The sequence below is a fragment of the Serratia sp. T13T92 genome (genome assembly GCF_047530105.1).
GTDB lineage: Bacteria > Pseudomonadota > Gammaproteobacteria > Enterobacterales > Enterobacteriaceae > Chania > Chania fonticola.
Window position 1 is genome coordinate 1 of the sequence record NZ_JBLJAK010000020.1, and the last position, 21,252, is coordinate 21,252.

Below are 21,252 nucleotides of genomic sequence, written 5' to 3' on the forward strand. Positions count from 1 at the left end.
AGGAGCCCCATAGAGGCCCTCAGAAAAAGCAAAAAGCAGTGTGGTGGGAAAATATCGCGATCGCGACCTACGGTCGCTAAAAACAACGAACCCCATCAAAATAATGGGGTTCGTCATCAGTCTGAAAGCCCCTTTTTGGGGCTTTTTTGCTTTAGAGCGCATTACGCCGAGAAGCCACCGTCAATCGTCAGGCTGGCGCCGGTAATATATCCTGCCTCTGGCCCCGCCAGATAAGCCACAAAGCTGGCGATCTCTTCATCCTTGCCATAGCGGCCAATGGCCATCATGGTTTTCATCAGTTCGGCAAAGTCGCCATCTGCCGGGTTCATATCGGTATCTACCGGGCCGGGCTGGACGTTATTGACGGTAATGCCGCGTGAGCCCAGATCGCGAGCCATACCCTTGGTTAAACCGACCAGCGCCGACTTGCTCATGGCGTAGATCGCTCCACCGGCAAACGGCATGCGCTCGGCGTTGGTGCTGCCGATATTGATAATACGACCATTATCGTTCATATGGCGTGCGGCTTCCTGGCTGGCGACAAATACGCTGCGGACGTTAACGGCCAGCGTGCGATCCAGATCTGCTAACGACAATTCCTCCAGGCTACCCATTGCCAGCACGCCCGCGTTATTCACCAGAATATCCAGCTTGCCGAAGCTGTTTACCGTCTGGCGTATCGCCAGTTGCAGAGCCTCAGCGTCGGCACTGTCTGCACGGATGGCAATGGCTTGACCGCCAGCCGCCGTAATGGCTTCAACCACCTCATCGGCTTTATCAGGGGAGGTGACGTAGGTGAAAGCGACGGTTGCGCCTTCACGTGCCAGGCGTTTAACGATGGCGGCACCGATACCGCGTGAACCACCCTGGACAAAAGCCACTCTACCTGACAGAAATTGCGTTACTGACATGATATTTCTCCAGAAGTCGTGAAGGTTATTGAATCGCAAAAGCAGTATCGGGAAAGAACGGGCTGGGAATTGCCAGAGTGTGCCGTGAGCAGGGCTCTGTCTGGAAAGTACCGGTTGGCTGGTAAATTATAGAGCAGTTTGGTGAGTCTGGGTTTTGCCGCCCGCTAAAACGCGAAAAGCCCCTTGCGGGGCTCGTAATCTGACGATTAGTTAAAGATTTCTGCTGTGCCGTACAGTTTGTTCTGGCCACCGGCGGAAACGATGCGGTAAGAGTTGGCACCGGATGCGGCAGCTTTGCTTGCCAGTTCGGCTTCCAGAGCGCTCAGGTTGCTGGCACCGCTTACGGAAACCACCCCGATTTTTTGTGAGTCGGCAGCTGGTTGGCTGGTGACCTGGTCAGCGGCAACGCTGGCGAAAGAAGCGGAAGTTAACAGTACAGCGGTAGCAAAAATTTTGATGCTTTTCATGATTCAATCCTCAGGGGTTTTGTTAGGTGAGAGGCTGTTTTCTCTCGATGTGTTGAATGATAGGCCACTTGGCGGGAATGGAAAATCGGAGAGTTTTGAGTATCTACATCAAATAAACTGAATTATTGAAAGGGAGGACGAAAGTTGAAAGGGCAGCTATCTACTAACTGGCCGCTTGAGAAGTGTCTTTCATGAAAGCAGCACGATTTATTGGGTATCTAAAGGGGAGGGGGCAACGCAATACCCTTTGGGCGAACAAGTGCTGGGGCTTGTTTCTTCTTCAGTTTTACTCATTTTCCTTGTTACAATGACCAACCAGTTAGGTCAGCCCACTAACGTTAAGCTATGTATCGGGAAGCAGGCATGAAGAATAATCTATCGATAAGATCGGCCTCTTTGAGAGATTTTGAAATTATCAAGGCTATTATTGAGAAAGGTTCTGCGACCCAGGCTGCCGAGTCCCTTGGAATAAGTCAACCTGCAGTCAGTAAGGCGGTTGCCAGTATTGAAGAAAAGTTGGGTAAGACACTATTTACCCGTGAGAAAGGGCGCCTGAACCCCACCAAAGATGCTCTGTTTTTTTATGAGGAAATCGTTAATATCTTTAACTCCCTCGAGAGAATCGATGATAACAATTGGGCCAGTAAGTCCAGCAAGACGTTAAAAGTGATCACAACCCCAACCATTGCGTATTCCTATCTCGCCCCCCTGACAGCTCGCTATGCTAAAGAAAGGAGTAATGTCAAAGTCTCATTTAGTGTGGTGAACTCTGTCGATATGATGAATTTGCTCAGAGAAGGGCGGGCCGATATTGCACTGGCTAACGCAGATATAAATAACAACCTGGCAGAGTTAACGATAGAGCCAATATTTAAATCCAAAATTGTGTGTATGATGCACAAAAATCATGAATTGGCAAAGAAAGAAAAACTGGTGCTTTCAGATTTTAATTTCAGAAATATTATTATGTATACCACAAGGAATATTTTGTTTTCCAAAGTTATGAAAGCATTTAGTGGTTCTGGTGTCGAAACCAACGTTATAGCAGAGGTGTCGGATTCGCTGGTGGCTCTGAATTTTGTCAATGAAAATCTGGGGTTATGTTTGGTGCCGAATTTCCCAGTCATCCATCAGTCCAACGATAACATCATTATCAAAGACATTGATGTGGAGATTTACGATGAAATGGCCTTTTTCTATCTGCCCAATATCTTAAACCCCTACTGCAGTGATTACGTAGAGTATGTGACTGATGATTTGCAGTCTGTACAACATTTTTCAAAATGAAGAAAGAGCTCATTGATGTATAAATGAGCCCTTCGGATATACCAGAGGCAGCATGGGTAAAGAGCTGTTTATCTTTTTACATTCTGCAAGACAAAATCAACACAGCTCTCGGCTTCCCCGATATAGCTTGCCTCATCAAGTAATTTATCGATATCTATTGTTGCAACGACATCTTCCTTGATGAGTTGAGCACGAATGCAATCGGAAAACGCTGCGCCAGTTAACACCGACTCCATGGCGGCTTCGTACAATATATGGTGTGCTTCGGCACGGCCGATGTCTTTGGCAAGAGCCATCATGATAGATTCTGAGAGAATAAGGCCTTTGGTCAGCTTGATGTTTTCCAGCATTTTTTCCGGATAAACCTGTAATCCGTCGATCAGTTTAAACAGATTTTCACTGATCGAGACTGCCAGAATAGCCACTTCGGGAAGAGTGACATCCATCACATTACTTTCCGCAGCGTCACCTTCATTCATTTTGAGCATCGCCATGTATGATAAGGGAACACGGGCGCGTAGCAATTGTGAAAGGCCAACCAGGTTTTGCGCATTTTGCGGATTACGCTTCTGGGCCATCGTGGAGCTGCCAACCTTGCCATGATGGAAACTTTCTTCCAGTTCGGCCAGTTCCGTTCTTTGCAAGAAAATGATTTCCTGAGCGACTTTTTCAGTAAAGCTCGCCAATTGCCCAAGAATGGCGACGTAATGTGTTTGTGAGTCGCTGGAGGTGCGTACCGGGATCGTGTTGGATGTCAGATTAAGTAAGGCAGCCATGCCCTCCTGAATCTCCCGGCCTTTGCCTTCCATGGCAGAGAAGGTTCCTACGGCCCCTCCCAGGCTGACAGTAAAAGCCTCTGACGTGGCATTGGAGAGCCTGTTTTTGATGCGCTGAAGTTCAGCAAACCATGACGCGACCTTAAAGCCAAAAGTGATTGGCAGGGCGTGCTGCCCATGAGTTCTTCCCGCCTGAGTGTAGCTCTTTGATTTTAAAGCCAGTGCGGAAAAAGAGAGCAATGCCTTTTCCAGATAACCGGTGATGAGGTTATGGCTGGCACGAAGCTGTAAAGACGCAGCCGTATCAAAGATGTTTTGAGTGGTGGCCCCCCAGTGAATATAGCCCGCAGCTTGTTTGCCGCAGACACGTTCAAACTCTCTTAAGACCGGTACGAACGGGTGACAAGTTTCCCGGATCCCTTGCTTGATAGCGTCAATGTTCAGCAAATCTGCGTTAGCGGATTGAGTTATTTTTTGCGCACACTCTTCGGGGATGACCCCCAATTTTGCCTGTGCTTGAGCAAGAGCCGCTTCGACGTCTAGCCATGCTTGTATAGTTTTAACATCAGACCAGAGTTCAACCGCTTGGGGATTGAACCAGTGGCCGGTAATGCATGATTCGAACATACCCGTATTCATAACATACCTCTCATTACATTTTGGTTATGTATGTATTCCTTTTTTGATTATTGGTGTGAAAAAGCAGCGTAGTCAACCGTGATCTGCCGTTTTATTGCGTTTTATTGCTTTTGAGATCGTTATCACATGTTTTATTGGTTATGTGATCATATCATAAAGGTAATGATAGTTGTCGGGTGCTACTTCATGCAAAGGTGAGTCATCATGCAAAGGGTAATGTTGAATCAAGCTAAAAAGATATTGTTTATTATCATGGGGTTAATGGCGCTTGGCGCGTTGAAGCACCTGTTTGGTGACAAACCCTTTATTCTTGCTATCACCTTTCTGGTGATTGTGTTGGTTTGCGCCGGCATCGCAAAGAAATACTATGCTCAAGCTGTGATTTTAACCGGGGGCATTATTCTCTTGATTGCAACGGTTATTGCCTTTCCTGATGTCAGTATTACCAAGGCAGCGTCTGGTTCCAAATTTATTGATATCTTCATTGAAATCAAAGTGCTTTTTTCCGATAGCATTTCCAAGCTTGGCTTGATTATTATGGTTATTGCCGGCTTTTCAAGATACATGAACGATATTGGTGCTTCGGCAAAACTGGTCGGGGTTTGTATTAAGCCCCTCAAGAGAATCAATGCGAAGTACGTACTTTTAGGCTGTTGTTATATCCTGATGCAGGTTTTAGCCTTGTTTATTTCAAGCCCTTCAGGGTTGGCTCTTTTGATGCTCACAACGCTATATCCGGTTTTACGTTCTATTGGATGTTCAAAAGCGGCTGTAGCCTCAGTGATTGCCTCTGGCATATGTATTGACTATGGGCCATCCGCTACCGGGAGTGTGCTGATTTCCGAACTCACTGGATATGACCTGTTTTCATTCTTTGTGGATAAGCAGGTCCCTATTGTTGCCATCCTCTTCGTTGTCATCGGGATATCTCATATGGTGATGCAGGCATACTGGGACAGGAAAGAAGCTGTAAATGAAGATGATAGCGAAAACCAGGCCAAGAACGCTGACATTTCGAGGGATGTTCCGACATATTATGCTCTGCTGCCTGTCGTTCCAATGATCATTCTCTTCGTTTTCTCCAGCCTGGTGGAGGAGTACCTCCCCTCTTATTTGCAAATTAAAATTGATGTGGTTTCGGCGATTATTTTATCGTTCTTTATTGCTTTCCTGATTGATTCAATCAGAACCTTCGACCTCAAGAAATCAACCGATAAGGTGCTTGGGCTATTCGATCAGATGGGGCAGTCTTTTATTACCGTGGTCTCTATTCTGCTTTGTGCTCAGGTTTTGGTGGCGGGGATTATAAAAATTGGCTTTATTGATACGTTGTTTGGCTTTATTCCTAATGAGGGTCACTATGCCACGGTCATCGTCGTTCTGTTTAGTTTACTGATTTTCTGTGGCTCAGTGATCATGGGGACCGGTACGGTGTTTAATGCCTTTGCACCTCTTAGTGCTGAAGTGGCGAAAGGTGCGGGCATTTCGGTGTTTAAGATGTTGGTACCGTTGCATTTTTCAGCCAGTTTAGGGCGGAGCTTTTCGCCAATTTCAGGTGTTATTATCGCCGTGTCTGGCTTTGTAGGGGTGACGCCGTTCCAGATAATCAAAAGAAACTGTGTGCAATTAACCATTGCCTATGTCCTGATGATGGTGCTTTCTCTGTCCTATTTGTGAGTGAATAAGGCCAAAGTCAGAGCATTAAACTCATTCATAGGCATCATTGGCGATAGTTGAAATCACAACTACCTTTTAACCAGGGCGTTTAAGGAGTGTATGTGATGATGGCAGACCGGTTCATTGGCAGTTGGGCGCTGGTTTCTTCCGTATTCAAAGGGGAGGATGGGGCAATACATCACCCTTTGGGCGAGCAGGTGTTGGGACGGCTCAACTATGAGGCCAACGGCACCATGGCAGCGCAGCTCTATAGCGCAACGCGGCCAAGGTTTGCCTCGGAGGATTTGGCGCAGGGCAGCGATCGAGAGATCCGCACCGCCTTTGTGAATATGCTCTGTTATTTTGGCCGCTATCGGATTGATGAAGATAAACAGTGCGTCATTCATCGGGTCGAGGGCTGTTCGTTCCCCAACTGGCTAGGTAGCCAGCAGATCCGCTTCTACAGTTTCACTGGCGAGACACTCACATTACGCACCGTACCGTTGCAGCTGGATAACAGCGTGCAGATTGGCGAATTGGTGTGGCAACGGCTCCAGGCCGTCGAGGGAGAAAACCATGATTATCGTGCATCATCTGAATAACTCGCGTTCGCAGCGCATCTTGTGGTTCTTGGAGGAGCTCGGTGTTCCTTATCAGGTTCTACGTTATCAACGCGATAAAACCACCATGTTGGCACCGCCCGAGTTGAAAAAGATCCACCCGTTGGGTAAATCGCCGGTAGTGGTAGACGGCGATCTGACGCTGGCCGAGTCGGGCGCCATTATTGAATATTTGCAGGAAGCCTATGACGCGCAAGGGTTATTCACGCCCACGGATTTCCACGCTCGCCAGGAGTATCGCTATTGGCTGCACTATGCAGAAGGGTCGTTGATGCCGCTGCTGGTAATGAAACTGGTGTTTAGCCGTTTAGGACACCCGCCAATCCCATGGGTGATACGCCCGGTTGCCGGGGCGATCGGTAAAGGGGTACAGAAAGAGTATCTGGATAAGCAGATTGCGACGCATCGCGATTATCTGGAGCAACATCTGAATAAAAGCACCTGGTTTGTAGGCAATGAATTCAGCGCTGCGGATATCCAGATGAGTTTCCCGGTGGAGGCGTTAGCTGGGCGAGGCGGGCTGGAGGGGTGCCCGAAACTGCAAAACTATCTGCAACGCATTCACGCGCGTCCTGCGTATCAGCGTGCTCTGGAACAGGGGGGGCCGTTTAGCGTGCTGGGTTGAAGGCTTGAACTATACTCGATAGGGTCACTTTCATAGGAGGTAGCCCATGGCTACGCAAATTTTTGTTAACCTGCCCGTCCGCAATTTGCCCGCTTCTATCGAGTTCTTCCGCCAACTGGGGTTTATCTTCAACCCGCAGTTTACCGATGACACTGCCGCCTGCATGGTCGTGAGTGAGAGTATTTACGTGATGTTGCTGACTCACGAGAAATTCCTACTGTTTACCCCCAATCCCATCAGCGATGCCAACAAAGCGACGGAAGTGCTGATTTGCCTGTCGCAACCCAGTCGTGCAGCGGTAGATGCGTTGGTACGCAAAGCCATTGCTGCCGGTGGCAATACTTATAATCAGCCGCAGGATTACGGCACTATGTATGGCCATGGCTTCCAGGATTTGGATGGTCATATCTGGGAATTGATGTACATGGATGAGCAGGCGATGCAATCGCAATAATCTTTTCCGCCCCAAGCTGTCGGGGCGATCTCCCCTCTTCAAGTCGTAATGTGATAAACCTCACATCTTCAACAATGAGCGTTGCCAATGCGTTTTCGCATAAATTGTCGCGATCTTTAGTTGATCAGACGGCATAGAAGGCTAGATAATCGTTTGCCTTGAAAATCCCTCCCAGTAGCGTTTGGGATTTTTGGGGATAAGACCACCATAAATCACCCGCTGCATGCGATGAGAGTTAAACGTTTGCCTTTTACACGGCGTCTGTTGCCGCGTTCCTGAAGGGTAAGGAAGCGAACGTGACGGAAACGGTTTCGTAATGACCATGCATCAGTGGGATAACAAGCCATTTCATCCAGGCTGGCAGCAATGAAAAACAGGGGACAGCAACATGTCGAATTCTCAAGCAAATAACGCCGTGACACCTAAAGGCGGGCTTGATGCGTATTTTAAACTTACAGCACGGGGTACCAACGTGCGTCAGGAAGTGGTGGCAGGATTAACCACCTTCCTGGCGATGGTCTACTCGGTGATCGTGGTTCCCAGCATGCTGGGTAAAGCCGGTTTCCCACCGACTGCGGTATTCGTTGCCACCTGCCTGGTTGCCGGTTTGGGGTCGTTGCTGATGGGCTTGTGGGCCAACCTGCCGATGGCGATTGGTTGTGCCATTTCACTGACGGCGTTCACCGCCTTTAGTCTGGTGCTGGGTCAGCAGATCAGCATTCCCGTGGCGTTGGGCGCCGTATTCCTGATGGGGATCCTGTTTACCATCATCTCGATTACCGGTATCCGTTCCTGGATCCTGCGTAACCTGCCAATGGGAGTGGCGCACGGCACCGGTATTGGTATCGGCCTGTTCCTGCTGTTGATCGCGGCTAACGGTGTCGGCCTGGTGGTGAAAAATCCGCTGGATGGCTTGCCGGTAGCGCTGGGAGCATTTACCTCGTTTCCAGTGGTGATGACGTTAATCGGCTTGGCGGTGATCTTCGGCCTGGAAAAACTGCGTGTACCTGGCGGCATCTTGCTGGTCATTATTGCCATCTCGGTTATCGGCCTGATTTTCGACCCGGCGGTGAAGTACCAAGGGTTGTTCGCCATGCCTAGCCTGGCGGGGCCGGATGGTAAATCGCTGATCTTCAGCCTGGATATCATGGGGGCGTTACAACCGGTGGTGTTGCCAAGCGTGTTGGCATTGGTAATGACTGCGGTGTTCGACGCCACGGGGACCATCCGTGCGGTCGCCGGGCAGGCCAATCTGCTGGATAAAGATGGCCAGATCATTAACGGTGGCAAAGCGCTGACTTCTGATTCCCTGAGCAGCATTTTCTCCGGGCTGGTTGGGGCTGCACCTGCCGCGGTTTATATCGAATCTGCCGCGGGTACGGCGGCGGGCGGTAAAACCGGCCTGACGGCCACCGTGGTCGGTCTGTTGTTCCTGCTGATCCTGTTCCTGTCGCCGCTGTCCTATCTGGTGCCAGTGTACGCCACCGCTCCTGCGCTGATGTACGTTGGCCTGCTGATGTTGAGCAACGTCACCAAGCTGGATTTCGACGACTTTGTCGACGCCATGGCCGGTTTGCTGTGCGCGGTGTTTATCGTGCTGACCTGTAACATCGTGACTGGCATCATGCTGGGCTTCAGCTCGCTGGTGATTGGCCGCGTGTTCTCTGGTGAATGGCGCAGGCTGAACATCGGTACCGTGTTAATCGCGGTGGCGCTGGTGGCATTCTATGCGGGTGGTTGGGCAATTTAAGCCTTTCTTCTACGGGGCCATCCTCCGGCCCCGTTGTTCATTTCCTTCAGACTATTCTCCCTCTTTGCTGCGACGTGTTTTGAAAGGCACAACAAGCTTTATAACTGAGAAAAAAAGTGATCTACTATTCGGACACTATTACCCGCGCGCTTTGGTGATCTGAACTTAAGAGTCTAAGGAAAGCATGGAAATATTTTTTACAATCCTCATTTTGATCCTGGTGGTCTCCCTGTCTGGGGTGGTAACACGCATGTTGCCGTTCCAGATCCCGTTACCCTTGATGCAAATTGCCATTGGGGCCCTGTTAGCTTGGCCGAATTTCGGGCTGCACGTTGATTTTGACCCCGAACTGTTTTTAGTGCTGTTTATTCCGCCATTGCTGTTTGCCGACGGTTGGAAAACACCGACACGCGAATTCCTGCACCACGGACGTGAAATCCTGGGGCTGGCATTGGTGCTGGTGTTGATCACCGTTGTTGGAGTTGGGTATCTCATTTACATGATGGTACCGGGTATTCCGTTGGTTGCTGCGTTTGCGCTGGCGGCGGTGCTGTCACCTACCGATGCCGTTGCTCTGGGTGGTATTGTTGGCAAAGGGCGCATCCCCAGAAGCATCATGAGTGTGCTGGAAGGCGAGGCGTTGATGAATGACGCTTCCGGCCTGGTATCGTTAAAATTTGCCATCGCGGTGGCGATGGGCACCATGGTGTTCACCGTCGGTGGTGCCTCCATGGAGTTTCTGAAGGTGGCGATCGGGGGTCTGCTCGCCGGTGTAGCGGTGACCTGGACCTACAGTAAATCGCTGCGCGTGATGAGCCGTTGGAGCGGAGACGATCCGGCCACGCAGATTGTGTTGCTGCTGCTGTTGCCTTTTGCCTCCTATCTGATTGCCGAACATATCGGCGTGTCCGGCATTCTGGCTGCCGTCGCGGCGGGGATGACCATCAGCCAGTCTGGCGTGATCCGTAACGCACCACTGGCTATGCGTTTGCGCGCTAACAGCGTCTGGGCGATGCTGGAGTTCGTGTTCAACGGCATGGTGTTCATCATGTTGGGGCTGCAGCTGCCGGGGATCCTGGAAACCTCGATTGTGCAGGCTGAACTGGATCCGACTATCGAGACCTGGTATCTGTTCACCGACGTGGCGATTATTTACGCCGCGCTGCTGGTGCTGCGTTTCAGTTGGCTGTGGGTGATGAAAAAGGCCAGTAATCGCTTTATGAAAAAGCGCCCTCTACAGTTTGGCGATTACAGCATACGTGAGCTGTGGGTCGCTTCTTTCGCTGGCGTGCGTGGGGCGATTACGCTGGCCGGTGTGCTCTCTATCCCGCTGTTACTTAGCGATGGTACTGCCTTCCCGGCGCGCTATCAACTGGTGTTTATCGCCGCCGGGGTGATCTTGCTGTCACTGATCGTTGGCGTACTGGCGTTGCCGTTATTGCTGCGCGGGGTGCATGTCGCAGACAAGAGCGCCAGCAAGACCGAAGAGCGCATGGCGATTGCCATGGCTGCCGAGGTGGCGATTGAGAGTATCAACAAGATGGAAGAGCGGCTGGTGGCAGACACCGAGGAAAACCTCGATCCGCAGGTGCTCAAAGAGGTCAGTTCCAGGGTGACCGGAATGTTGCGGCGGCGTATTGCCAGTAAAGACGATATCGAAAATGCGCTGGCGTTGGAAAATCTCGAGCGGCGTTTCCGTTTGACCGCCTTGCGGGCGGAGCGTGGTGAGCTTTATCACCTGCGCGCCACGCAAAAAATCAGCAACGAGACGCTGCAAAAACTGCTGCACGATCTCGATCTGCTGGAAGCCTTGCTGGTTGAGCGAGAAGGCTAGCCACATCTGTACGGGGGCCGCTATGCGGCCCCTATCTTACTCAGCCAAGGCTTCGGCATCTCGCTCCCCTTGCGCTTTACTCTCCTTGCTTTGGATCAGCTTCAACGCCAGATACAGGTCGGGAACCAGGATCAGTTTATTCTCCTTGCTGCCGGAGCGATCCAGGCGAAACCAGCGTGTCAATTCGGTACGGCGGCCTGCAAGTACCAGGCCGATCCCACGCAGTTGTAAATCCCGCTTCAATTCTTCGACAGCCGCGAGCACGCTGATATCCGCATGGGTGAAGCTGGCCACCGCGTCAATCACCACCCAACGTGGCTGGTCCTGCGATCCATCTACCAGAGTGGTGATCCGTCGCTTGAAATAGGCGACGTTAAAGTAGGTCAACGGCGAATTAAAGCGGTACATAATGACGCCATCGACCGGCTGGATGCCGTTGCTCTTACCTAGCGAATGGATCATACCGTCTGCATTGACCCCCAGCAGCTGCTCGGTAGGCCGGAAAACCGTCTGTAGAAACTGTAACAGGCCCAGCAGCACCGCCAGCCCAATACCGGGAATGATCCCTACCAGCAGCACGCTCAAGAATGTAAACAGCGCCAGATAGAACGCGGGGCGATTGCGTTTGCGCAGCCGGAAAATGCTGCGCATATCCAGCAGCGACCAAGAGGCGTAAATCAGCACCACGCCGAGTACCGGGATGGGGATAAACTGCAGCGGCTCGCTAAAAAATGCCACTACCAAAGCGATCGCCAGCGCGGCAATCACCGAGACCACCTGGCTTTTGCCGCCGTTGGCATCGTTAACGGCGGTACGGGAGTTGGCACCGCTGATGGCGAATCCCTGCGAAAGCCCGGAGACGATATTCACCAGCCCCAGTGCGCGAAACTCGCTGTCGGCGTCAACTTCGTAGCCATTTTTTGCCGCAAAGCTCCTGGTGGTCAGCATCATGCTGACAAAGCTGACGACGGCCAGGTTGAGCGCCGGGATCACCAGATCGCGCAGTAGCCCGGGTTTAAAATCCGGCCATGACACCATGGGCAAACCGCCACCGGTATAGCCCCCAACCGTTTCAATGCCAAAATGCGGCAAATTCGCCGCCCAGGTCAACGCCGTCGTCAGCACCACGGCGAACAGCGGGGCGGGCCAGTTAGGCCGGGCATAGTGGACGCCAAGCAGGATCAACAGCGTCAGTAGTGACATAAGCACCGTGGGCCAATGGCTGTTGAGTAAGTTAACCGGCAGTGCGTAAATGCGTTCAATCAGCTCGCTGGAGGGTGAGGAAAAACCGAATATCTTGCTGATCTGATTGACGATAATCGTCAGCGCCACGCCGTTGAGCAACCCATTGAGGATCGGGCGTGACAGCAGGTCAGCAATGGCTCCCAGCTTGAAGCGGCTGGCAATCAGGCACCAGGTTCCCATCATCAGGGTCATCACGATGGTCAATTGCCAGTGCAGCTCGGTATGGCCAGCCGCTAGCGGAGTGACTACTGCGGCGATGACCGCGCAGGTGGCTGCATCAGGTCCGACGATCAACTGACGCGATGAGCCAAAAATGGCGTAGGCGATCATCGGTAGAATACAGGAGTAAAGCCCGACGATGGCGCTCACGCCAGCCAGCTCGGCGTAGGCAATCGCCACCGGTAATGCCACTGCCGCCACCGAGAGGCCAGCTCGGATATCAGGTTTCAACCAGCTACGCTCGTAAGCGAGCAGGTTCATCAGGCCAGGAGCGATACTCTGGAGGGATTTCCGCTGCATATCTTTTCCATCCGGCTGAATAAAGGGGCATGCTGTCTCTTTCGTTGGCCGGAAGAGTAAATCAGCGGTTTTTTAGTGATTTTGGCGAGCATTAGCCGAAGTATAGCAGGGGATTATGACGTGAATTTGCTGCTGTTATGGAATGAGAGGGACTTTACGGGCCACAGATTGATCACGCTACTTGATAGGCGCTCTGAATCGGCTCCCTCGCCCTTTGGGGAGAGGGTTGGGGTGAGGGGAAAAAGAAGACTATTAAGGCTGAGGCCAATACTCGCGGCAGCAGGCAATCCAGGCCTGGGCGCTGTGCGAAAGGTAGCTGCCCTGGCGCCAGATCAGCCCCACTTGCCACTCCATTCGTGGCTCCAGCGGCAGCCAGATCAGGTTTTCTTTATCCAGCCATTGGCAGACTGGCTCCGGTAAGGTGGCAATTCCCACTCCGGCCTGCACCATCGCTGCCAGAAAATCCCACTGGCCGCTGCGTACGGCAATCTTGGGTTCGAAGCCCGCCTGCTGAAAAGCGGCCATCAGCATTTTATACAGTGTGAAGTCTTCGTTATAAATCAGGATTGGCCACTCGGCCAGCTCATTGATCGCGATGCTGGTGCGGTTGAGCCAGTGTGTCGTCTTTGGTACAACCACGCACATCGGGTGGCTTAGCAGGGGCAAAAAGGTCAACGGCTGGTCAGATACTGCGGGCAGTATCGTCATCGCCAGGTCCAACTCTCCGGTTAACACCGCCTGTTCAACCGAAAGGCCGCCCAGCTCGGAGATCTTCAATTCGATACCCGGATAGGTCTGGCGGAACTGACGGATCAAACCGGCAATCTGCCTGCCGACCATGGGGGGAATACCCAGCCGCAGCACACCCTTTTTCACCGAGCTGATGTCATCCAGTTCGGCCTCTAACTGACGGAACTCATCCAGGATCGCCAGGCCGCGCTGATAGACCGCTTGCCCGCTGTCGGTGAGATGCAGCTTGCGCCCTTCGCGTACCAGCAGTGTGCACTCCAACTCATCTTCCAGATGGCGCAACATTTTGCTAATGGTGGGTTGGGTAACAAACAGCTTCTCGGCCGCGCGGGTGAAACTTTGCTGGCGGACCACTTCCACAAAATAACGCAGGGTGCGGACATCCACTTTGGGCTCTCCTGAAGGCGGTGCCGCCGGGAAACTATTCCCTTATGGCATGATGTTGATGATTTTAATTCATTTCAGGCAGGGTTTCCCGGCTGCGTATACTGTAAGCCTTGATTTTTTCTGAGGTTGCTTTCATGTCTCTGGCTTTACGCCGTGCTGCGCCTGCTTTCCTGGTCCGCCTACAGGTGCCGATTCAAGTGGTGCTGTATGCCTTGTTATTCCTGCTTGCCGATCGGCTGGTGCAACAGTTTCATCTGCCTTTGCCCGCCAACATCGTGGGCATGTTGATGATGTTGGCGCTGATCCTGCTGCGCATTTTGCCGCTTAACTGGGTAAAAGCGGGGTCGCGTTGGCTACTGGCCGAAATGCTGCTGTTTTTTGTGCCAGCGGTGGTGGCGGTGGTGAACTATGCCCAACTGTTGATGGTGGAGGGCTGGAAGATTTTTCTGGTGATTGCCATCAGCACCATGCTGACGCTGGGAGCGACCGGGCTGGTGGTGGATCGCGTTTATCGTTTCGAGATCTGGCTGCAACGGCGGAAAATGCGTAATGAATGAAGTGATCCTCAGCATCACCTGCTTGGTGGTGACATTGGTACTCTACTTTGCCAATAAAAGGCTCTACCGCCGCCGCCGTAGCCTGCTGTTGATGCCGTTGGTGCTGACGCCGATGGTATTGGTGCTATTGCTGGTGGTGACGCATATCTCGTATCAGAGCTATATCGGCGAAACGCACTGGCTCCTGTGGTTGCTTGGCCCGGCAACTATCGCCTTTGCCGTGCCGGTATATGAAAACCTGCATATTATTCGCCGCCATTGGCTTTCTCTCAGCGCCGGGGTATTTACCGCGGTGGTGGTAGCCGTTTACAGCTCGGTGTGGTTGGCCCGTTGGTTGACGTTACCGGATGAGGTGCAGCGCAGCCTGGCGGTGCGTTCCATCACTACGCCGTTCGCGCTGGAAGCGGCGAAACAGATGGGCGGCCAACCCGACTTGGTGGCACTGTTTGTGGTGATCACCGGTGTGTTTGGCATGGCGGTAGGCGATATTCTGTTCCTGCGCTTGTCGGTGCGCAGCGGTCTGGCGAAAGGGGCGGGGTTTGGCGCCTCTTCCCACGGTGCCGGTACCGCCAGAGCCTATGAAATAGGCCAGCAGGAAGGCGTAGTGTCTAGCCTGGTGATGATGTTGGCGGGGATTATCACGGTGATCGGGGCGCCCTTGATCGGGCGCTTGATGTGGTAATCAGGGGGCTGGGGCTAAAGGCTTAACGAGCGGCCTGGATCAGGGCCACAATCAGTGGGGAAAGCTCCCCACGTAACGCCGCACGTTCTGACTGGAATAGGGTCGCGGCATAAAAACGGTGCCCTGGCAGTTCCACCGAGCGCACATCGCCTTCAATGTCATGCCCACTAATGATCAGTGGGTGTTGCTCCAAATCCGCCACAAATTCAGGGTTAACACCAAAGTTACAGTGATAGCCTTCGTGAGTCTCCAGCTTGTCATAGGCGCGGGCGATCAGCGTGTTTGGCTGAAACAGGATGGTGCCGGTTTTCTCAACCAGTGAACAGCTCAGCGGTGCGATCACCAAGCGGCCCGCGCTATCGGTCTCCGCGTGACCAGCATCGTGCCAACCCATCACATTGCGCGCATATTCCACCACCGCATATTGAAACCCACCGCAAGACCCTAGAAAAGGGATGTTCTGCTCGCGGGCATGGCGGATCGTCATAAAGACGCCGTCATCGTTGCGATAGGGGCTGCCAGGGACCACCCAGATAGCATCATAATTCTGCAGGACAGAGACATCGGTCAGGGTTTCTGTGGGGAGCCACTGGGATTGGATATCAATATCGAGGTGTGAGGCGGTAAGTTGGAGAGCGACGGGGATGGCTTGGTGGGCAACGGCTTCGCTGCGGTAATCACCAATCAGAGCAAGACGAACCTGCGTTTTCATCGTTTATTTTCCTGAGCGGGTAAAAAAGGATGTTACAGCAGAGTTAAAAACGGGTCTGTGAATTTTTCAAAGGAGAGCACAAAATGCGCGAGGGATTGATAGGGGGCTACAGATGGGTTGCCGTACCTGATTTCGGCTCCATACGGCTCCCTCTCCCTGTGGGCTGTCTCTTATACACATCTCAAATTGCGGTCAAATGGCCGTAATTTGAGAAACATAGCAGGCTGATTTTAAAGAGAATTTTTCCGAGTGCCCTATTGATTCGCTTGAAATAATTCCCATAAAAAACAGTAAGATGCCGAGTTGTGTATAAGAGACAGCCCTGTGGGAGAGGGTTGGGGTGAGGGGGGATTGCCGACCACGACTGATCAACATCACCTTCCAGAAAGCGAATTTAATACAGTGAAGGCGAACCTGTCGGGCGCGTTTTGAAACGGCGGTGCAGCCACAGATATTGCTCTGGAGCGCGCATGATCTCTTTTTCTACCACTTTATTCATGTAGGCGGCGGCGGCCACTTCATCGTCGATTGGGTAGTCTTCTAACGCCGGTTGGATCAGCAGATCGTAGCCACAGCCTTTCGGGCGGCGGATGAGCACGACCGGTACCAGCGCCGGTTTGGCCATGCGGGCCAGCATAAAGGTCCCACTGGTGGTGGCGGCCTGATCGACGGCAAACAGCGGGGCAAACACGCTGCCACGTGGGCCGTAATCCTGATCGGGAGCGAACCATACGGCTTCGCCGCGCTTCAGGGCTTGCACCATGCCGCGCAGATCTTTGCGATCCAGCATGGCTTTGTTGGAGCGCATGCGGCCTTTGGTCTGCGCCCATTCCATCGCCTTGTTATTGTGTGGGCGATACATGGCCATCATCGGCTGACACAGGCCCATCGCCCGGCCGCCCAACTCCAGCGACATGAAATGCACCCCAATCACCAGCACACCTCGGCCATTTTGCTGGGCCTGTTTCAGGTGGTTGATGCCGCTCACGTTGAACCAGCGCTTCACGCGTTTATCTGACCAGAACCAGGCCATGCCGGTTTCCAGCAGACCCATGCCGAGGGATTCGAAATTACCGATAATTTGACGTTCGCGCTGTGCTTCGTCCATCTCCGGGAAGCACAGTTCAAGATTGCGGCGGGTGATCGACACGCGGCGTTTCAGGAAGCGCATAGAGGTGCGGCCCATCCAGCCACCGAGCTTGTGCAGCACGGGATAGGGTAGTTGAACCAGCAGGAACAGGATCGCCAGGCCAAACCAGGTCAGCCAGTAGCGAGGGTGCAGTAACGCACGTTTAAAAGTTTGTGGACGCTTCATATCAACTCTGTATGCGAAATGGGGTAGAAACCTGTAGCGCATAAAGAAGCGACTCAATAGCGATACCATACTCTGACACCCAGTCATAACGATCGTTTAGCCATTGACTAAACCTTTACATTCGAAGGGCGGTTCGCATTGCTATTAGCCTTCGGAAGGACGGCTGCTCGCCAGCGAAGGGGGCTCTCGTATTCACGATTATACCACACAAAACGTGGGTGTGAGAGTGGGGGGGGGATACGTCCACAAAGGGGTATCCGAGGGCTATTGGGGTATTTCTTGTTAGTTATGTTGATTCTTTGTTTAAACGAGGTATGTCCTTCTATACTTGAAGGAAATTTTTCCTTTCATTTGTACACAAGGATGGTTGATTTGAAAAAGCTATTCATCACGGCGGCGTTAACCAGTTTTTTCCCCAGTTACAATAGTTACGCTGCAGACAGTTACCTGGTCTATAACACGAATAATATTGCTGTCTTCCAAGTCCGCTTTTTTGATGTGGGTGATGGCCCTTTTATACCGAATTCACCGCAGCCAGCTGAGTCGACCTGGGATCTGAATCAACAGCAGAAAGAAAAAATACTGGATGCCATGCGGTACTGGGCTGAAGTCATTACCCCCAGACCCGATCAACTGCCTGCCATCATCAACGTAGGCACTTTTGATGATGTGAACGCTGCAGGCTCCAGCGAATCGGTCACCGATGGTGTAATCACCATTACACAATTGCAGGGGGCTCTGAACGGTATTGATACCGGCGAGTTAACCTTCGGTTCTCATGGCCAATTTATCATGGGAAAAATGGATTTTGATCATATTCCCTATGTCCCAGCGCAATTACCCCGCTCCGGAAAAACGGATCTGGTCAGTGTTGCCGTTCATGAACTGGCTCATGGGCTGGGTATTTCTAATATGGCCACCGATTGGGCTGGGGAAGGGACATTTACCCCAGCTTTTGACACCGATATGCCTTTCGGCTCCTGGACTGCGCATCTGCGTGACGATAATGGAAACCCAGCTCGGCCAGGTCAGACAATATTATGCGAGGGATGTAATAACACTTGGGATCCGCAAGGCTTTGATGTGCGCCTCGATAAGGGGTATTTCACGGGCAAACACGTGGATGAAGTGCTGGCGGGGGCGATGCCCGGCGTTCCGGTAAGAATGTTGGCTGACGATGGCTCGGTTGACGATAACTATATGAGCCATATCGAGCTGAAAAACAGCATGATGAGCCATCAGGATTACCGCAACTACACCACGTTTATGGAAGCCGAGTTGGCGTTATTGCAGGACATGGATTATCAGATCGATCGGCGTAATTTCTTCGGCTTTTCGCTCTACGGTGATGGGCAGACGCTGGTTAATCGACATGGTTACTTTTTACGTAACAAGCAGGGCGATGGCTACATCGTGGGGCAGTATAATACCGCGACATTGGGCGTTGGCTTGCATGTTTACGGCAGCAATAACCACATCTTCCAGCAAGCGGATCTGTTAACACAGGGCGCCGGTGGGGCAGGTATTCGTATCGATGGGCAAAACAACACGCTGAACGTTGAGCCAGGCACTCGCGTATACGCCGACGGGGCCAATGGCCGCGGCGTGATGTTTGCTTATGGCAAGAACCATAATCTAATTCAGCGTGGCGATGTTCAAGCGCTAGGCGCTAATGGCGTTGCTCTCAGTTTTGATTTTGGCAATAACCTGCTGGGCAACGATGTGGATTACCGGGGATCCTGGATACATTATGTTGGTGGGCAGGCTGCAACATTATTGCCGGAACTACAGGGGGCGCTGGTCAATAATGCGGATATTAGCGGCCGGGTTGCCGCTAAAGGTGCGGCGATTTATATCTCGCCAAACGCGCTGGTCAACCATATCAATCTATTAAATGGTGCCCAGCTGGAAGGGAACATCTACTCGGATTATAACCAGTTGGATGAGCATGGCCAGCAGCGCCTGACCCAGTTTACCTTTGGGCGCCTGGCCAATTTGCAAGGGCAGGCCACCGATCAGGCAGACCCCAATTTCCGGTTCAACTATCGTGGAAATATTGAAGGTATCGACAATCTGGCGCTGAGCACTCGCGGGGGGATCACTTCGCTTAATGGCCACCACCAGATTTACAGCATGTCTATCGCACCAGGCTCCACGCTGGCTGGCAACAGCGATTATACCTTGAACCCGGCGGGCCGCTTTGTGAATGACGGTATCCTCGCGCCAGGTAATTCGTTGGGGCAAATCGAGGTCACCGGCCTCTATCAACAGGGCGAGAATGGGCAGTTGTTGTTGGAGGTTGATGGCCGTGGTGGACACGATACCTTGCAGGTCAATGGTCATGCTGAATTCAACGGTCAACTGACGTTCGCACCGCAGCCAGACTGGTATGCAACAGACTGGCGGCTGGATTCGGGCGAGATGCTGAAAGCTACCTCGCATAGCGGAGAATTCCGCACGGTGAACGGTTTACTCAGTTCGCCTACGCTGGCCTTGCAGGCAACGCCGCAGGGTGAGGATCGTTGGCAACTCGCGATGCTGCGTGCTGACAACGCCTACAGCCAGTATGCGCAGGACAACAATGCGCGGCAGGTCGGCCAGGCGCTGGACCACATTGTGTCGGTTGCAGGTGCAGACATCCAGCCGCTGTACCGCACGCTGGACTTTTCTGCCGCCGACGGTGGGAGTATCAGCAGTGCTTTGCCGCAGCTCTCCCCTGCTGCGTACAGTGCGATGTTCGCCAGCTCTCTCAATCGTGAACAGCAGATTACGCGGATTGTCAGCGGATCTCATCCCACCACGCCAGAGCAGCAGGTTGCAGGCGAATGGCATAGTTTTGCCATACCCTTTGGTGGCGGTTTTTGGCAGCAGCGCCAAGGCGATCGGGTTGGCTATGATGCCAGCAGCTACGGCATAATCTTTGGTGCTGAAAAGCGCAGCGAACAGAATAGCGACTGGGTTTATGGCTTCCATGGTGCGGTCAGTGGGCAATCGGTAACGGCAAAAGCACCAGAAAACGCCACCGGTAAAACCACGGCTTTCGATCTGGGCATCCAGGCTCGTTATGCCGCCGATCGGCAAGCAGGGATGTATTTATTCGGCAATGGCCGGTTTGGCATTGAAGATAGCCGCTTGGATCGCAGCATTAGCGTCGAGACCTATCAGGCGAACCAACACGCCAGTTGGACCGGATTGGCAGGTTCTGTTGCTGCTGGTGGCGGTTATCGCTGGGCGTTGAATGATCAATGGAGCGCTGGACCGGTGGCCGCATTGAATTACACTACCCTGCATCGCCCAAGCGTGACGGAAACGGGCAACGACAGTAGCCGCCTGGCGCTAGGTTCGAGCACTTTTGATTCTCTGCGCTCCAGTATTGGGGTCAACAGCAGTTGGGATCTTCCGCTCTCTTCGGGCGCTGCTATTGCTGCCGATCTGCAACTGACCTGGGATCATGAGTTGCTGGATAGCGACGTATCGCAAGAAGCCTCTTTCGCCAACTACCGCGCGGCGAGCTTCAGCAACAAGAATCAGGTGACTGGGCGTGACTCCATGGGGGTGAAAGCCGGGGTTCGTTACCAAATCAATAGGGATGTGGAGCTGGGCTTGGGGGTAGAGAGCGATCTGTTCCGTTCTGGTTATGACTCGGTAGCGGGCAACCTTTCGGCCACCTGGCGTTTCTGACAGGCCGGTATGATAAAAGAAAAAGGCGCTTATCAAATGAGATAAAAGCGCCTTTTTTCAACAGCTTGACTGACTAGTATCAGTTCATGCCGTATTTTTTCAATTTCTTACGCAGTGTACCGCGGTTGATCCCCATCATCAGGGCAGCACGGGTCTGGTTGCCACGGGTGTACTGCATCACCATGTCCAACAGTGGCTGTTCAACTTCAGCCAGTACCAGCTCATACAGATCGTTAACGTCTTGACCGTTCAGTTGAGCAAAATAGTTCTTCAGTGCTTGCTTAACCGAGTCACGCAGAGGCTTTTGAGTCACTTGGTCCTGTGAGTTCACGGTTGAAACGGTCAGTACGTCAGAATTTACGCGTTGTTCGAACATAGTTCTGTC

18 protein-coding genes are annotated in these 21,252 nt (G+C 52.4%); 10 read left to right on the forward strand and 8 right to left on the reverse strand.

Going from position 1 to position 21,252, the window contains the following annotated elements; genetic code table 11:
• Positions 1-161 precede the first annotated feature (161 nt).
• A complete protein-coding gene (locus tag ACMV5I_RS17915; RefSeq protein WP_261170148.1) occupies positions 162-911 on the reverse strand; it encodes a 3-oxoacyl-ACP reductase family protein in 750 nt (249 codons plus the stop codon).
• A 206-nt stretch (positions 912-1,117) separates the two neighbouring features.
• A complete protein-coding gene (bhsA, locus tag ACMV5I_RS17920; RefSeq protein WP_024483968.1) occupies positions 1,118-1,378 on the reverse strand; it encodes a multiple stress resistance protein BhsA in 261 nt (86 codons plus the stop codon).
• A gap of 363 nt (positions 1,379-1,741) precedes the next feature.
• Between bhsA and ACMV5I_RS17925 the strand changes: the two genes are divergently transcribed.
• Positions 1,742-2,665, forward strand: a complete 924-nt coding sequence (locus ACMV5I_RS17925) for a LysR family transcriptional regulator (protein ID WP_024483967.1) — start codon at positions 1,742-1,744, stop codon at positions 2,663-2,665.
• A gap of 68 nt (positions 2,666-2,733) precedes the next feature.
• Here the strand turns inward: ACMV5I_RS17925 and ACMV5I_RS17930 are convergent, their stop codons facing one another.
• Positions 2,734-4,080 carry an adenylosuccinate lyase family protein gene (locus tag ACMV5I_RS17930; protein WP_121607989.1) on the reverse strand — a complete coding sequence of 449 codons (1,347 nt, stop codon included), beginning with the start codon at positions 4,078-4,080 and terminating at the stop codon, positions 2,734-2,736.
• Between the two features lie 204 nt (positions 4,081-4,284).
• Here ACMV5I_RS17930 and dcuC point away from each other — a divergent pair, with 204 nt between their 5' ends.
• The 6 genes from dcuC to ACMV5I_RS17960 all read left to right on the forward strand — a co-directional run bounded on the left by dcuC (position 4,285) and on the right by ACMV5I_RS17960 (position 11,019).
• Positions 4,285-5,757 carry a C4-dicarboxylate transporter DcuC gene (gene dcuC, locus ACMV5I_RS17935; protein ID WP_121607988.1) on the forward strand — a complete coding sequence of 491 codons (1,473 nt, stop codon included), beginning with the start codon at positions 4,285-4,287 and terminating at the stop codon, positions 5,755-5,757.
• A 104-nt stretch (positions 5,758-5,861) separates the two neighbouring features.
• The gene (locus ACMV5I_RS17940) at positions 5,862-6,338 is read left to right on the forward strand and encodes a lipocalin-like domain-containing protein (RefSeq protein ID WP_121607987.1); all 477 of its coding nucleotides are present in this window, start codon (positions 5,862-5,864) and stop codon (positions 6,336-6,338) included.
• Entirely contained in the window at positions 6,313-6,981 is a 669-nt protein-coding gene (locus ACMV5I_RS17945) for a glutathione S-transferase family protein (protein WP_202672003.1), read from the forward strand. Before ACMV5I_RS17940 ends, ACMV5I_RS17945 begins: the two co-directional genes overlap by 26 nt.
• Positions 6,982-7,027: 46 nt before the next feature.
• Complete coding sequence (locus ACMV5I_RS17950) at positions 7,028-7,435, forward strand: VOC family protein (RefSeq protein ID WP_202672002.1); 408 nt, start codon at positions 7,028-7,030, stop codon at positions 7,433-7,435.
• Positions 7,436-7,823: 388 nt separating this feature from the next.
• Positions 7,824-9,185, forward strand: coding sequence for an NCS2 family permease (locus ACMV5I_RS17955; protein ID WP_039995975.1), 1,362 nt, complete (start codon positions 7,824-7,826; stop codon positions 9,183-9,185).
• A 184-nt stretch (positions 9,186-9,369) separates the two neighbouring features.
• On the forward strand, positions 9,370-11,019 hold the full coding sequence (locus tag ACMV5I_RS17960; protein ID WP_024483960.1) for a Na+/H+ antiporter: 1,650 nt from the start codon (positions 9,370-9,372) through the stop codon (positions 11,017-11,019).
• Between the two features lie 36 nt (positions 11,020-11,055).
• Here the strand turns inward: ACMV5I_RS17960 and ACMV5I_RS17965 are convergent, their stop codons facing one another.
• On the reverse strand, positions 11,056-12,783 hold the full coding sequence (locus ACMV5I_RS17965) for a SulP family inorganic anion transporter (RefSeq protein WP_414824977.1): 1,728 nt from the start codon (positions 12,781-12,783) through the stop codon (positions 11,056-11,058).
• A gap of 252 nt (positions 12,784-13,035) precedes the next feature.
• Positions 13,036-13,920, reverse strand: a complete 885-nt coding sequence (locus tag ACMV5I_RS17970; protein WP_202672000.1) for a LysR substrate-binding domain-containing protein — start codon at positions 13,918-13,920, stop codon at positions 13,036-13,038.
• A 134-nt stretch (positions 13,921-14,054) separates the two neighbouring features.
• On the opposite strand from ACMV5I_RS17970, the gene ACMV5I_RS17975 reads away from it, so the two are divergent.
• Positions 14,055-14,477, forward strand: coding sequence for a CidA/LrgA family protein (locus ACMV5I_RS17975; protein ID WP_024483957.1), 423 nt, complete (start codon positions 14,055-14,057; stop codon positions 14,475-14,477).
• Entirely contained in the window at positions 14,470-15,159 is a 690-nt protein-coding gene (locus tag ACMV5I_RS17980) for an LrgB family protein (protein WP_414824978.1), read from the forward strand. The genes ACMV5I_RS17975 and ACMV5I_RS17980 overlap by 8 nt, the downstream gene beginning before the upstream one ends.
• 22 nt (positions 15,160-15,181) lie before the next feature.
• Here the strand turns inward: ACMV5I_RS17980 and ACMV5I_RS17985 are convergent, their stop codons facing one another.
• Together ACMV5I_RS17985 and lpxP are read right to left on the reverse strand one after the other, a co-directional pair.
• Positions 15,182-15,871, reverse strand: coding sequence for a CTP synthase (locus ACMV5I_RS17985; protein ID WP_414824979.1), 690 nt, complete (start codon positions 15,869-15,871; stop codon positions 15,182-15,184).
• Positions 15,872-16,265: 394 nt separating this feature from the next.
• Positions 16,266-17,186, reverse strand: a complete 921-nt coding sequence (gene lpxP / locus ACMV5I_RS17990; protein ID WP_414824980.1) for a kdo(2)-lipid IV(A) palmitoleoyltransferase — start codon at positions 17,184-17,186, stop codon at positions 16,266-16,268.
• A 363-nt stretch (positions 17,187-17,549) separates the two neighbouring features.
• Here lpxP and ACMV5I_RS17995 point away from each other — a divergent pair, with 363 nt between their 5' ends.
• Entirely contained in the window at positions 17,550-20,867 is a 3,318-nt protein-coding gene (locus tag ACMV5I_RS17995; protein ID WP_414824981.1) for an autotransporter domain-containing protein, read from the forward strand.
• A gap of 79 nt (positions 20,868-20,946) precedes the next feature.
• Here ACMV5I_RS17995 and fis read toward each other — a convergent pair whose 3' ends face one another.
• Positions 20,947-21,243, reverse strand: coding sequence for a DNA-binding transcriptional regulator Fis (gene fis, locus ACMV5I_RS18000; RefSeq protein WP_000462905.1), 297 nt, complete (start codon positions 21,241-21,243; stop codon positions 20,947-20,949).
• Positions 21,244-21,252: the final 9 nt, after the last annotated feature.

Excerpts from the sequence above, each read along its gene's own strand:
- ACMV5I_RS17915 (WP_261170148.1), bottom strand. The coding sequence starts at position 911 with ATGTCAGTAACGCAATTTCTGTCAGGTAGAGTGGCTTTTGTCCAGGGT.
- bhsA (WP_024483968.1), bottom strand. The coding sequence starts at position 1,378 with ATGAAAAGCATCAAAATTTTTGCTACCGCTGTACTGTTAACTTCCGCT.
- ACMV5I_RS17925 (WP_024483967.1), top strand. The coding sequence starts at position 1,742 with ATGAAGAATAATCTATCGATAAGATCGGCCTCTTTGAGAGATTTTGAA.
- ACMV5I_RS17930 (WP_121607989.1), bottom strand. The coding sequence starts at position 4,080 with ATGAATACGGGTATGTTCGAATCATGCATTACCGGCCACTGGTTCAAT.
- dcuC (WP_121607988.1), top strand. The coding sequence starts at position 4,285 with ATGCAAAGGGTAATGTTGAATCAAGCTAAAAAGATATTGTTTATTATC.
- ACMV5I_RS17940 (WP_121607987.1), top strand. The coding sequence starts at position 5,862 with ATGATGGCAGACCGGTTCATTGGCAGTTGGGCGCTGGTTTCTTCCGTA.
- ACMV5I_RS17945 (WP_202672003.1), top strand. The coding sequence starts at position 6,313 with ATGATTATCGTGCATCATCTGAATAACTCGCGTTCGCAGCGCATCTTG.
- ACMV5I_RS17950 (WP_202672002.1), top strand. The coding sequence starts at position 7,028 with ATGGCTACGCAAATTTTTGTTAACCTGCCCGTCCGCAATTTGCCCGCT.
- ACMV5I_RS17955 (WP_039995975.1), top strand. The coding sequence starts at position 7,824 with ATGTCGAATTCTCAAGCAAATAACGCCGTGACACCTAAAGGCGGGCTT.
- ACMV5I_RS17960 (WP_024483960.1), top strand. The coding sequence starts at position 9,370 with ATGGAAATATTTTTTACAATCCTCATTTTGATCCTGGTGGTCTCCCTG.
- ACMV5I_RS17965 (WP_414824977.1), bottom strand. The coding sequence starts at position 12,783 with ATGCAGCGGAAATCCCTCCAGAGTATCGCTCCTGGCCTGATGAACCTG.
- ACMV5I_RS17975 (WP_024483957.1), top strand. The coding sequence starts at position 14,055 with ATGTCTCTGGCTTTACGCCGTGCTGCGCCTGCTTTCCTGGTCCGCCTA.
- ACMV5I_RS17980 (WP_414824978.1), top strand. The coding sequence starts at position 14,470 with ATGAATGAAGTGATCCTCAGCATCACCTGCTTGGTGGTGACATTGGTA.
- ACMV5I_RS17985 (WP_414824979.1), bottom strand. The coding sequence starts at position 15,871 with ATGAAAACGCAGGTTCGTCTTGCTCTGATTGGTGATTACCGCAGCGAA.
- lpxP (WP_414824980.1), bottom strand. The coding sequence starts at position 17,186 with ATGAAGCGTCCACAAACTTTTAAACGTGCGTTACTGCACCCTCGCTAC.
- ACMV5I_RS17995 (WP_414824981.1), top strand. The coding sequence starts at position 17,550 with ATGGTTGATTTGAAAAAGCTATTCATCACGGCGGCGTTAACCAGTTTT.
- fis (WP_000462905.1), bottom strand. The coding sequence starts at position 21,243 with ATGTTCGAACAACGCGTAAATTCTGACGTACTGACCGTTTCAACCGTG.